A 12,485-nucleotide genomic window follows, 5' to 3' on the forward strand; every position below is an offset into this window, starting at 1 on the left:
GCTATGCAGGATAACCTTGTGTACTCTGTATAGTACAGGTTATGATGAGGATCAGTAGGACATGACTTCCGTCGTAATTGCTTTATGATCAGTGATTAATTTGTACGGAATGTCTGCGATTATAAAGGGTATTGGAGGTTCAAAGTCATGGAAGTGTTGAAACAGCGGATTTTGGAAGAAGGTGTCGTCGTTTCGGATGAAGTGCTGAAGCTGGATGCACTGCTAAATCATCAGGTTGATCCACAGCTTACGATGGAAATGGGACGGGAGTTTGCCGGGAGGTTTGCGGACTCAGGAATTACACGTATTGTGACCGTTGAATCCTCGGGCATTGCCGTGGCATTTGCCACCGCGTATGAATTAAAGGTGCCGCTAGTTTTTGCACGCCGCAAAAAAACTCTGTTAGCTGATCCAGATGCGCTTTGCGAAAGAGTTCCGTCTTTTACAAAAGGTATCGTTACTGATATTATGTTGTCTCGCCAATTTATCTCTCCAGAGGATAAAATCCTCTTTATCGATGATATTATTGCCAATGGTGATGCAGCGCGTGGGTTGATTAAGATCATTCAACGTTCTGGCGCTGAGCTAGTTGGTCTTGGTGTTGTAGTTGAAAAAAGCTTTCAGGCAGGGGCTCGGACGATCAGAGAGCAAGGCATTCGTCTGGAGTCACTCATAAGAATTACCTCTCTAAATGGAGGCACCATCGAATTTGGGGAATAACCTAATTGGCAATAAGAACAGGCCTATTTTTTAAACAACTGCTTTTCACCCTATGGATTTTCCTTTATAATAAAAATTAGACATAGGGAGGAGGCGTCACAATGGGGAAAGAACCGGTGACTGAACAATTTTTTATTGATAAATTAACCGAGGCCAAGGATCATTTCGAGCGTGCGCTGGACTGCAAACACACGGAATTCGACGATCTGTATCCCTATATGATTGAACATCCTCAGTTTTTTTGGTACAAACGCTATGTAGCCTGGTCAGAGCTTCTGACAATCAAAGGTTTGTGTGAAGAGTTATCCTTTCCTTGGAGGGAAAAATTCACTACTAACCAAGTGGAGTATCTGGAGCAACGTGTGATGTCCGCTAAAGTTCTTGACTTCTGGTTTGAGAAGAATGAAGCGCTGATATAAGAATGCTTTAGTAGACATGCAAGTCGTTAATTGCCTACATGAGACCCAGATGATTTATCATTTGGGTCTTTTTTCTGAGACTAAATAGGACAAGCTATGACAGGAGGGATTAATGATGATTAGCGATGAGCAATTGGATGCTTACCGGATTTCCGGTGAGAAAATTCGTGTAGTGCGCGATGGCTTGGAAAGTAACGACGTAAAAGGGATAGTTCTTGCATGGGATGATTCTCAGGTGATGATACGTCGTCAGAATAGACGAGTAGTGAAGCTGGATCGCAATTATTTATTCCAGCCATTTAGTGAACCAAGACAAGATCCGGATAATATATAATTTTTACAGTAATAATATCCGCAGTAATAATCTTCATAATACAAAACAGCTCCTCGCCCTACTGGGCGGGAGCTATTTCTGTAATGTCATTTGGGACTATATAGTTAGAGCAAGTTCAGACGCATTCTCTTCTCTGGAGAGTATGGAGAGTTCTGTGGACAGTCCAAGATACGCGCGCATGCGCAGCATCATTTCTCTACGGAAGCCTGGCCATAATATATTCATCTCTCCTTGAAATCCTCTGCAGGAATATAATGCTTCGACTCCTCGCTGATCTTGGCGAACGGTAGTAATCTTCAAATCATGGGAGCTCAGCTCGCGCGTAACCTCTTGAAGCATTAGTGACGTCTTCTTAGTGGCACCAGATACGAGCTCCATATATAGCTGAGGGGTCTTAAACAGGCCGCTTCTACTGATTACACGGCAGTCGCGTTCGAAAACTTTATGAATAAACGTTAGCAGCAAATAGCTTCTGACCAGGGACAGTTCTTCTTTAGTTACTTCTTCATCAATAATGGATGTGTTTAGCTTCGTAGTCGCCATTATAAATCACCTCATTTATATTATGCGAACTTTTGTTCTCATTATACCTTATATTCGGCAACAAAAGCAATAATTATCCATAAATTAATGAATGATAAGAAAATGACGGAAATATATTGACGTTGGATTCTCAGCGTGGTATGATCTATCTTGTGACCGCAATAAGCGAGTCATTATAATACGCGGTCATGGCGGAATTGGCAGACGCGCTGGCTTCAGGTGCCAGTGGTAGCAATATCGTGGAGGTTCGAGTCCTCTTGACCGCATAGCTAAGAAGGATTATAGAACTGCTCCAGTAGCAGTTTTATAATCCTTTTTTTTGTGTTTTTCAGCAGACGGTAGTGCTTAAGCGAAAGAAATCTTTAAGAAACATCTCCTGAGGCTTACGGACCCAGATGAAGCTATTTGCTCATTTATCGCTTTTTGAGCATAGTATCGGACCCCAGTGCAGCTATTGCATGGAAAAAGGATCGAATTTGGCGTTTTTTATGCCAATAGCGACTGTGGGGTCCGATAGGAATCTAAATGTGCTCTAAAGCTGCGAATAAGGTCAGCTGAGTCCGATAGCATCTTCGTACGCGCAGATTGGAGAAATACTAATTTGTGTTTTACTTCTAAGCTACTCACCCCGCGGAATCATCATCACCTAAGGCTTACGGACCCAGCTGACGTTATTTGCTCATTTATCACCTTTTGAGCAAAGTATCGGACCCCAGTGCAGCTATCGCATAGGAAAAGGATCGAATTTGGCGTTTTTTATGCCGATAGCGACTGTGGGGTCCGATAGGAATCTAAATGTGCTCTAAAGCTGCGAATAAGGTCAGCTGAGTCCGATAGCATCTTCGTACGCGCAGATTGGGAAATACTAATCTGTGTTTTGGTCCTTCGCTATCTGCAATAGAGGCACTACGTTCTACTTTAAGCTACTCGCCCCGCTGAGTCCGATAGCGCCTTCGTACGCGCAGATTGGCGAAATACTAATCTGTGTTTTGGTCCTTCGCTATCCGCAATAGCGACACTGAATTTTGCTTCTACGCTACTTAACCCGCTGAGTCCCATAGCAACTTCGCGCGCGCAACTATGCTCGAATCCAATGAAGTTTGTTGTCTAGATCAAAGTCTAAGACCCGAAAAAAAACAGGTGCACCCAGCAACCATTGCATGGCTATTGGGACACACCTGTTTTTTATGGGATAATGAATTACACGGTTGCTCTACGCAGCATCAAAAACGATAAAAGAGCGTACACGACTGTCAGAGGCATGGACCACAAGGCAAGTTCAAATGCGGTATATCCAGCAAACCAGTTAAAGAGGTCTACCCACCACTGATTATAGGTCATTAACAATACGCCGAGACTGCACAGGATAAACGTAACCCCTGAGAAAATGAACAAACCGCTTCGGCCAAATCTCCGGAAGATGCTGGATATCATTAGCCCCAGAAAAAACATATTAAGAAAGAGCACAAAATACATCCACAGCTGTTCCATGGCATTACCATCATTTAAAAAGGGCAAATGAAAATAATGTAGTTCCAAACCCCAGCCACCCGTAAGCTTGCTTTCAATGATTGCGAGCAGGTAGAGGAGAATTGAGTAGGTGGCGCTAGTTATAATAGCCATTAAGGAAGTGCCTATGAAATAATCCGTTCTTCGTTGGCTTAAGCCCAGAGCAAAAGGGAAGGTCTGCACCAAAATGAGTATACCGGTAATTAACATATAAATGAAGATAGAGACGAGACCGCCGGTATAGATTGGTTCTTGGATGAAAGAAGCGACGATGACATTTACCAAGAAGCTGGATAACAAGATTACCCAAGGCGTATACAACCATAACCACTTATCTCTGAAATGCATTTTTAACATACCTGCCGTAGGATTCATTACACGGTCACTTCCTTTCCTAGAGATTTTTTATTTGTGAGATGAACAATTAATTGCTGTAAAGATACAGGTGAGATTTCTAAGCCTAACTTTTCAGCATGTGCTTGATCATTCGCGTTGAAACCGAAAATGGTGGCCGTAAGCAAACCGCCAAAAGACTCGCGGGAGATGACTTGTTTGCCGTCGATAAAATCTTCGATCTTCGCTGTCGCGCCGATTACCGTAACAGCTTGCCCGCGAAGGGTTTCAGCATCTTCGTTAATTATTAGCTTGCCGTTGTCGATGACGATAACATGCTCTAAAAGCTGACTTACTTCATCGATCAAATGGGTGGACAAAACAACCGTACGTGGATTTTCAGCATAATCTTCAATTAGGCGATCGTAAAACAGGCTTCTAGCTACTGCATCAAGACCTAAATAGGGTTCGTCAAAAATGGTAAGCGGAGCACGGCTGGCTAGACCTACTACAATTCCTACAGCCGAGAGCATACCTCGGGACAGCTTTTTTATTCTTCTTTTTAATGGCAGATTGAAATCCTTGATTAAAGAGTGAGCATATTCCCGATCAAAGTTTGGGAAAAATAATTCGGATACCTCCAGTACATCGATGATTCGGTACGTGTCCGGATACCTTTGGCTTTCCTTAATGAAGCAAATCTGCCTGAGAACCCGGTTATTCTCGTACGGATGTTCACCAAATACGTTCAGGACACCACTTGTAGGGAAAAGCTGAGCTGTGATCATATGCATTATTGTGGTTTTTCCTGCACCGTTTCTGCCGAGTAGCCCGTATATCTTATTTTTCTCCAAAGAAAAACTGAGTTCATGGATGGCAGTGACATTTCCGTATGACTTAGTCAATCCTTTGATTTCAACGACTTCATTCATGACTTGTTGTCTCCCCTCTGAATCATAATTGTTAATTGATCCAACGTAATTCCTAATTTTTCAGCTTCACGGATCATGGTTACTACATACTGTTCATAGAATTGTTCTTTTCTCTTCTCCATCAATACTGCACGCGCTCCAGAAGCTACAAACATACCGATTCCTCGTTTTTTGTACAATATCCCTTGATCCACAAGCAAATTCACACCTTTCGCAGCCGTAGCCGGATTGATCTGGTAGAAAACAGCAAACTGATTTGTCGAAGGAACTTGTGACTCCTCCAGCAGTGTTTCTTCGATGATGTCATTTTCTATTCGTTCGGCGATCTGCATAAATATCGGTCGTGTATCATCCATTAAGTTTCCCATGTATTCACCGCCAACTCCATTGGTTAGTTAGTTATGTAATTAACCATATATGCAACGAAGTTAATTGTCAATATTTTTTAATTGTTTTGGGCTGTATCCACATAAATAAAGGCTGCCCAGAATGCTCTGGATAGCCTTTTATTTGCATTACATAAATGCTATGATTTTGTCCTTGGTAAAAAAGAAGGGGGAGTTCAGCTATGAATGATTATGGTCCGGATCTGTTCAAAGATACTGCAAGCTATTACACCAGATATCGCCCGCTATATCCGTCCTCACTGATTCGATATCTAGTGAACAAATTCTCACTTAACGGAGAGGGCCGGTTGCTGGACTTAGGTTGTGGTACTGGGCAGTTAGCGCAAAGGTTTACGGATTGGTTCGAAAAAATTGTTGGCGTAGATACTGAACTAGAGATGCTAGAAGAAGCAAAGCTGTTATCAAAGTACAACAGGGTTGAGAATGTTAGCTGGCAACAGGGGAGAGCGGAAGAACTATCCAATGACTGGGGTTCCTTTCGTCTCATCATGATGGCTAAGGCGTTTCACTGGATGGACCGAGAATCCATTCTTGAAATTCTCTATCACAGTTTAGATGATAACGGCGGTATTGCTGTAATTGATACTTTTAATGAACAACAAGAACCGTTACCTTGGCAACAAAAGGTAGATGAAGTAGTGAAACGCTGGTTGGGTGACGAAAGAATAGCCGGGAACAGTACATATAGACATCCACAAGAAAGACATGAGGATGTTGTAAAGCGATCCAGTTTTACAGATGTTGAAAGACAGGTGTTATCGAGTTATTCCATCACTTGGACTGTTGATTCTATTCTAGGAAATTTGTATTCTACGTCTTATGCCTCTAAGCGATTATTTAGAGATAACTTAGAACGTTTTGAAGATGATATGAAATCAGCTTTATTAGAAATAGAGCCTACAGGTATATTTACAGAGGAATTGTCGGTTTCAATCATTACTGCCTTTAAAAAAGAAGCGGATTTACGATAAGAATCGCGCATTGATCTCACCGCATCCTGCTGTGTTAGGACTTAGTTTAAGGCGAAATGTGTTCTTTTTTAGTATGGATTTTACTTGCTTAGGCGTAAGAGAAGGGTTCCTCTGGAGTAGTTGCGCGATCACACCCGAGACGATAGGTGTTGAGACACTGGTACCGGACAGCACAAAGTAATCTTTAGCTATCCGCAAATAAGGAAGCTCGCGATCCAGCTTGGATCGTGGGGCACGAAGGGAGATGATCGTTTCGCCTGGAGCAACGAGATCCGGTTTCTTCCTTCCTCCCGGTGCGGGTCCACGACTGGAGAACCAAGTGATTCGGTCGTCCGCTTGCGTGAGCGTGCGACGGTCATCCACTGCACCGACAGTAATTGCTGAAGGACTAATCCCTGGAGATTCGATCGTACTGCGTCCCGGTCCGCTGTTTCCAGCTGCTATTACAACGTTCAGTCCGGCTTTAATTGCTTTTTCTACAGCTTGGCAGAGTGGATCATCTGAACAAGGAAGATTCACCTTACCTCCGAATGACATCGAAAGAATACGAAGATTAAGTCTTCTCCGATTCGCAATACACCATTCAATTCCTTTAATGATTGTGGAATCATATCCATCGCCATTTTTATCGAGTACTTTGACACCTACTATCCCTGCCTCTGGAGCAGGGCTTTTGTATTTTCCTTTACTCATCCAACCGTTGCCTGCTGCATCCCCTGCGATATGAGTTCCATGGCCGTTATCGTCATAGGGCTGTTTTCTATGATTGATAAAATCTTTAAAAGCAACTATGCGGTTAACAGGGCGAAACAGGTCAGGGTGCCGATACACCCCTGTATCAAGAATAGCAATATTAATCCCTTTTCCGGTAAGCCGCTTTTTCTTTTGGGCAGCTGTGGAACCAATGGATGGTGTCGCTATATTAAGGGATGTTTTTTTGACTTGATCCAAATAAATTTTTTCGATACCATCCCAGTGGCACATCCGGTTCAGGCAGTTCTTTGAAACTTTGGATGATATCGAATTGAGCAGGTGAAGATGATGTCTGATCGGAAGGTCGTGGGATTTTAAATGGTTTTGTAAAGACTGTAGCTGGGCTGTAGTTATTTTTTGTTTGAATTTAATGATAACTGGAATGGAATTTGCTTTATGTGCTGGAAGATAGGAACGTTGAACTCTTTTTCTCAAAGAATGGTGCATTTTCGAATGATATTGCTCTAGCCATTTTTGACCGTTCATTAGTAATGAATCACCTCTTGAAGGTATTATATGCACTGCAGAGCTAGTGGACACGAAACTATGAAACTAGGATTTAACACATTTTCAGATTTGTAGGTGAAAGAGAGGTCAAACATTACGATTCTTGCATTTACTAACGTATCCTAAAAAGAAAGTGGTGAAGTAAATGGCAATTATTAAAAAACCAGTTAACAAGAAAGCAGTTATGGCTAGCAAAGTTCTCGCGGCTAAAAAAGCGAAAGCAGCTCCTACGAGAAAGAAACGTAGAATTAGACAGACTCTGGATAGATTTATTGTTGTTGCTATTGGTACAAATGCAACGGGTACACCTAAAGATACTACGGGGTGGTCAGCTTCATTGAGAGCTGGAACTACAACGGTAACTGCTGATTTTGACGAATTTGGTGTAGTTAGATTCCCAACAATTAGTACCTTAACATCAGTACCTTATCTTCTCACTTTAAGAGATGAGAGTGGAGCTACTATAAGAAGTTTTAACGTTCCCGCAGACCGCGAATTTTTTGTGGCTAGATTCTAGTTTGGACAAGCCAGGTCAAGTAAACAGCATGTGTCGATTTTATATCGATGCGTGCTGTTTTTTATGTATTTTTCTAACTTTGATTCAAGTGAGTGATTTGTTACAGACAAACAGAATGGGGGGATGCCATACTTTCAGCATCGTATTTTTGGGAATATAGTACAAAAATGGATATGGGGCGGGTGAGAGGTTTCGTGAAAGAAAAAGGGAATATATCAGGTATTCAATATTTTTTATTAGGACTGCTTGTATTTTTAATGTTAGGAATGGATATGTTCATCATGGGATTAGATCAATGGTTATGGGGGGATTTGTTTAATATAGACGACTTTTTTGTCAGCCCTTGGTACGTACTAGTTGTTCATTGGAGCATAGTCACCATATTGTGGACAGTTGGAGCTATGATATTTCTACTTTGGTTCAGGAAGAGGAAGTTGATTGAAAAGGTAATATCTTTGCGTTGGAGTTCTAAGGTCATTTCTTTGTTAATTGTAGCTTTTATGTCAAGCTTTTTGTTCGCTGTGTTGGAATTTTGGATTAATGGGGAGAGCATTCCACAGATTTATAGAGAATATGAAAACTTCAAGTTAGAACATGGTTTTATGGGCATATGGGTTGCCTTGGTTCAAAACATATATTACATTGTGGAAGCTGTACTAGTTGTACTATTGGTTGCGCTAATGCAGTCTGCAGGAGAAGTATGGTTTAAGAATCCTTCTCTTCCTTATGGCGGAATAGGTTTAATGCTGACTTGGGGATTAGGTCATTTGACACATGGTCTGCAAAGCGGCTTGTATATTACTGCTTTTTCTTTGGTGTTTGGCTGGCTGTTTGTGAAAGCGGGTAAGCAGTGGTGGCCAAGTTTTCTGTTTATCTGGCTTGTATTCGTTTTATAATATTTAGTTTAACGGGGGGATACCATTGTACAATCCAGAGAAGAGAACAATTACTACTGAAAGATTGATTTTAAGACCTTTTGCATTGTCTGATGCACAGCGTGTCAGTGAGCTCTGCAATAATTATAATGTTTACAAAAGTACATTAACTCTACCTTATCCATACCCCATTGAATGTGCGTTATCATGGATTGAAACACATGAAGATGAGTTCAATAATGATAATTCATATGAATTCGCTATTACTGATAAAAATACAAACGAGCTGTATGGTGCTATAGGACTGAGAAATAACCGGACACACAGAAACGGCGAGCTTGGATATTGGATAGGTGAGGAACACTGGGGTAATGGATATGCTACAGAAGCAACAAAAGCGGTCATTAATTTTGCTTTTACAGAAAAACATTATCACAAAGTGTATGCCAGATTCTTTGCTACAAATCCTGGTTCGGGACGGGTTATGCAAAAATCTGGCATGCTGAAAGAAGGCGTTTTGTTACAGCATATTTATAAAGAAAATGAGTTTGTAGACCTTATTCATTATGGGATTTTAAATACGGGAGCTACTGACTAACGCTTGGATTTCATACACCACTATTTGAAGTCACGCCCATTGGGCGTGGCTTTTTTTATTAGAAATGCTAGTCCGCTTCAACGGACAATACTGAAATTCCTTCTTGTTTAAAATTAAAATAAAATTCTTGACACTTCTCATTGATAACGATTATCATAGGAAGCGATTAGTGAAAATGAAAATCATTATCACTACATGAAACGTATAAATATACATATTCGGAGGGATAGATTTTGAAAAAATTATTAGTACTCCTGGTTGTTGCAGCGGTTACTGCAATGACTGCTTGTTCGTCTACTAATACAACGGACAATCGAAAAAATGAAGCAGTAACGAATACAACTGCTAATGAATCGAAAGAAGCGAATGCAGCAAATACAACAGAAGTAGCGAATACAGCGGAAGCTGCCGGCAAGGTGTACAGTCTGGAGAATGATGGTGTGGATGAAACGTTGTTCAAAGAAGCCTTAAGCCAATTCCCTTCTACAGTACCGGAGCGTATTGTAACAACTTCTGTACCGTTAACAGAAATGCTTTATTTGCTCGGCATAACACCGGTAGGTGTACCTACTTCAACGAATCCAATCCCTGCTGATTTCGAAACAATTGATCGTATTGGATCTCCTATGGCACCGGATCTGGAAGTAGTGACAAAACTTGAACCAGACTTGCTGCTGGGAGCGGAATCACTTCGCAGCACATTAGACAAATCGCTAGAAGGAATCGACCTACAAAAAGCATATTTGAGAACAGAATCATTCGAGGATTTAAAGCTTAGCCTCAAAGTTTTAGGCACTTATTTTAATAAAAAAGATGAAATGAATGCTGCTTTAACTAAGATTTTGGACAAAGAAAATGAGCTGAGTCAATTAGCCGAAGGCAAAGAGCTGCCAAGCGTGCTGCTCGTAATCGGAACCGCGGATTCTTTTATGGTCATGAGTGAGAAATCTTATTTAGGTAGCTTGGTGAAAAAGCTTGGTGCTGATAACATCGCAACTACTGTATTGCAAGTTACTGACACTTACTCACCTATTAATATGGAGAACATTGTAGCCGCTGATCCAGACATCATTCTTGTACTCGCTTCAGGCGACCACGGAGCGACAGAGGATAAGTTCAAAAAAGAAATAGAGAAAAATGAAACTTGGACAAAGCTCTCAGCTTATGCAAATAACAAAATCAACATTCTAGATTACAGCGTATTCGGTGTTACTTCGATCCTTAACGCCGAGACAGCCTTAACCGAAATTGCAAAATACTTCTATGAATAATTAAAGGAGACAGCAAGTGATAAATATATCTCGTAGCAGAATTATTGTTATTGTAACGTTAGCACTTGCGCTCGTTGCCGCCATAATTGCGATTGGACTAGGCTCAGTATACATCCCCATACCAGACATCCTAAGCACAATCTTTGGGTCAGCGGCAAAAGCGGTGAATGCCACCATCATATGGGATATTCGTTTGCCGCGTGTATTACTGGCGATGATCATTGGGGCAAATATCGCGGTTTCAGGCGCTCTGCTGCAAGCTGTGATGGGCAACCCACTTGCTGATCCAGGATTGACCGGTGTAACGAGTGGGGCGGCTGCATGTGTGCTTGTCATTATGCTTGCAGCACCACAATATACGGAGTTTATTCCAATTGCGGCTTTTGTTGGTGGACTAATCGCTGCAGGGATTGTATATGCATTAGCGTGGAGAAGAACCGGCATTTCGCCGATCACTATTATTTTATCAGGAGTTGCTGTGAATGCTCTTTGCGGGGGATTAATAGGACTCCTGACCATCATGTACAGCGACAGACTTCCGGCAGCAGTCCAATGGTTGAACGGCAGTTTGGCTGCAAAAGGGAACAATGCCTTGATGATGGTTTTCCCGTATGCCATTGCAGGCTGGATCTTATCCTTTTTCGCGATCCGCAAGGCGAATATTATACGTTTAGGCGATCAGGTGGCTTCGAATTTAGGTGAAAATGTGGATCGAATTCGTATTCTACTTTCCTTGCTGGCAGTATTTCTAGCGGCTATCTCTGTAGCGGCTATAGGGATGATTGGCTTTGTTGGACTTGTTGTGCCACATATGGCTCGATTGTTGGTGGGTTCAGACTATAAATTTCTTTTGCCGATGAGTATGGGACTTGGAGCATTGGTATTGTTGATAGCAGATACAGGTGGACGTACCTTATTTGCACCTTTAGATATTCCTGCGGGTATCCTTATGGCGGTGATCGGTGGACCATATTTTCTATACCTGATGAGAAAGAAGGCGTTCTAACATGTTTACTGTCGACTCTATTTCGATTCGGTATGAGCAGAAAAACATTATTAACAACTTCTCTTTTTCCGTAAAAAAGGGTGAAATCGTCTCGATTATAGGACCAAACGGTTCAGGTAAATCTACATTACTTAAGGCGGTATCACGATTAATTCCATATCATACGGGTGCGGTCACACTCGATGGTACGGATCTAAAGTCCATGACTGCCAAACAAGTGGCTCGAAAAATGTGCATGCTGAGCCAGAAGAACCAAGCGCCTAATGATATGACCGTGATCGATCTCGTCTCCTATGGAAGGTATCCTCATAAAAAATGGTTCGAAAAATTAAATCATGAGGATATGGAGATTGTCCACTGGGCACTGGAAAAGACACATTTAAAGGATTATAAGGATCGAGCAGTTTCCTCGTTATCCGGTGGTGAATCACAGCGTGCTTGGATTGCTATGGCCTTGGCGCAGCGCCCTTTGGTTATGTTGCTTGACGAACCGACCACTTACTTGGATATTTCGCATCAGCATGAAGTTCTTGAGCTAGTACGTGAGCTAAATCAAGACATGGGGATGACCGTCGTGATGGTGTTGCATGACCTCAATCAAGCCTCTACCTATAGTGACAGTATTGTTGTGGTGCAGGCGGGTGAAAAAGCGATGTATGGGGCACCAAATGAAGTTATGACAACCGAAATGATCCGGAATATATACCGAATGGATGCCGAAGTTCAATATGTTCCTGCAGAGACGAAACCTCGTATTCATTTGCTAAGTACCGTTCGCTAGATTCGTGGC

Annotated in this window: 15 protein-coding genes and 1 tRNA gene; 11 read left to right on the forward strand and 5 right to left on the reverse strand. The window is 41.9% G+C overall.

Going from position 1 to position 12,485, the window contains the following annotated elements:
- The first annotated feature begins 147 nt into the window (after positions 1 to 147).
- From MKX34_RS10845 to MKX34_RS10855, 3 genes are all read left to right on the forward strand, one after another.
- Positions 148 to 720, forward strand: coding sequence for a xanthine phosphoribosyltransferase (locus MKX34_RS10845; RefSeq protein WP_036689401.1), 573 nt, complete (start codon positions 148 to 150; stop codon positions 718 to 720).
- A 101-nt stretch (positions 721 to 821) separates the two neighbouring features.
- Positions 822 to 1,139: a hypothetical protein gene (locus MKX34_RS10850; protein ID WP_036689410.1), complete on the forward strand. Its 318-nt coding sequence runs from the start codon at positions 822 to 824 to the stop codon at positions 1,137 to 1,139.
- Positions 1,140 to 1,254: 115 nt separating this feature from the next.
- Entirely contained in the window at positions 1,255 to 1,473 is a 219-nt protein-coding gene (locus MKX34_RS10855) for a hypothetical protein (protein WP_036689413.1), read from the forward strand.
- A 96-nt stretch (positions 1,474 to 1,569) separates the two neighbouring features.
- Here the strand turns inward: MKX34_RS10855 and MKX34_RS10860 are convergent, their stop codons facing one another.
- Entirely contained in the window at positions 1,570 to 2,016 is a 447-nt protein-coding gene (locus MKX34_RS10860) for a hypothetical protein (protein WP_051491615.1), read from the reverse strand.
- Positions 2,017 to 2,198: 182 nt separating this feature from the next.
- Here MKX34_RS10860 and MKX34_RS10865 point away from each other — a divergent pair.
- Positions 2,199 to 2,282, forward strand: a tRNA-Leu gene (locus MKX34_RS10865).
- Between the two features lie 934 nt (positions 2,283 to 3,216).
- Here MKX34_RS10865 and MKX34_RS10870 read toward each other — a convergent pair.
- The 3 genes from MKX34_RS10870 to MKX34_RS10880 are packed head-to-tail and all read right to left on the reverse strand — an operon-like array spanning position 3,217 to position 5,158.
- Entirely contained in the window at positions 3,217 to 3,900 is a 684-nt protein-coding gene (locus MKX34_RS10870) for a hypothetical protein (protein WP_036689417.1), read from the reverse strand.
- Positions 3,900 to 4,790, reverse strand: a complete 891-nt coding sequence (locus MKX34_RS10875) for an ABC transporter ATP-binding protein (RefSeq protein ID WP_076296907.1) — start codon at positions 4,788 to 4,790, stop codon at positions 3,900 to 3,902. The genes MKX34_RS10870 and MKX34_RS10875 overlap by 1 nt, the downstream gene beginning before the upstream one ends.
- Entirely contained in the window at positions 4,787 to 5,158 is a 372-nt protein-coding gene (locus tag MKX34_RS10880) for a GntR family transcriptional regulator (protein WP_036689422.1), read from the reverse strand. The genes MKX34_RS10875 and MKX34_RS10880 overlap by 4 nt, the downstream gene beginning before the upstream one ends.
- Before the next feature lie 200 nt (positions 5,159 to 5,358).
- On the opposite strand from MKX34_RS10880, the gene MKX34_RS10885 reads away from it, so the two are divergent.
- Positions 5,359 to 6,168, forward strand: coding sequence for a class I SAM-dependent methyltransferase (locus tag MKX34_RS10885; RefSeq protein WP_036689424.1), 810 nt, complete (start codon positions 5,359 to 5,361; stop codon positions 6,166 to 6,168).
- Here MKX34_RS10885 and MKX34_RS10890 read toward each other — a convergent pair.
- A complete protein-coding gene (locus tag MKX34_RS10890; RefSeq protein ID WP_076296908.1) occupies positions 6,160 to 7,407 on the reverse strand; it encodes a S8 family peptidase in 1,248 nt (415 codons plus the stop codon). The genes MKX34_RS10885 and MKX34_RS10890 overlap by 9 nt on opposite strands.
- 166 nt (positions 7,408 to 7,573) lie before the next feature.
- On the opposite strand from MKX34_RS10890, the gene MKX34_RS10895 reads away from it, so the two are divergent.
- The 6 genes from MKX34_RS10895 to MKX34_RS10920 all read left to right on the forward strand — a co-directional run bounded on the left by MKX34_RS10895 (position 7,574) and on the right by MKX34_RS10920 (position 12,476).
- Entirely contained in the window at positions 7,574 to 7,945 is a 372-nt protein-coding gene (locus MKX34_RS10895; RefSeq protein ID WP_051491616.1) for a hypothetical protein, read from the forward strand.
- Between the two features lie 194 nt (positions 7,946 to 8,139).
- Positions 8,140 to 8,841: a hypothetical protein gene (locus MKX34_RS10900; RefSeq protein ID WP_143763743.1), complete on the forward strand. Its 702-nt coding sequence runs from the start codon at positions 8,140 to 8,142 to the stop codon at positions 8,839 to 8,841.
- A 25-nt stretch (positions 8,842 to 8,866) separates the two neighbouring features.
- A complete protein-coding gene (locus tag MKX34_RS10905) occupies positions 8,867 to 9,418 on the forward strand; it encodes a GNAT family N-acetyltransferase (protein ID WP_076296910.1) in 552 nt (183 codons plus the stop codon).
- Between the two features lie 233 nt (positions 9,419 to 9,651).
- On the forward strand, positions 9,652 to 10,689 hold the full coding sequence (locus tag MKX34_RS10910) for an ABC transporter substrate-binding protein (RefSeq protein WP_081383961.1): 1,038 nt from the start codon (positions 9,652 to 9,654) through the stop codon (positions 10,687 to 10,689).
- 16 nt (positions 10,690 to 10,705) lie between these two features.
- Positions 10,706 to 11,695 carry an iron ABC transporter permease gene (locus MKX34_RS10915; protein ID WP_081383962.1) on the forward strand — a complete coding sequence of 330 codons (990 nt, stop codon included), beginning with the start codon at positions 10,706 to 10,708 and terminating at the stop codon, positions 11,693 to 11,695.
- A gap of 1 nt (position 11,696) precedes the next feature.
- A complete protein-coding gene (locus MKX34_RS10920; protein ID WP_076296911.1) occupies positions 11,697 to 12,476 on the forward strand; it encodes an ABC transporter ATP-binding protein in 780 nt (259 codons plus the stop codon).
- The last annotated feature ends 9 nt before the right edge of the window (positions 12,477 to 12,485 follow it).

This window comes from Paenibacillus sp. FSL R5-0636 (genome assembly GCF_037974255.1).
GTDB lineage: Bacteria > Bacillota > Bacilli > Paenibacillales > Paenibacillaceae > Paenibacillus_AQ > Paenibacillus_AQ odorifer.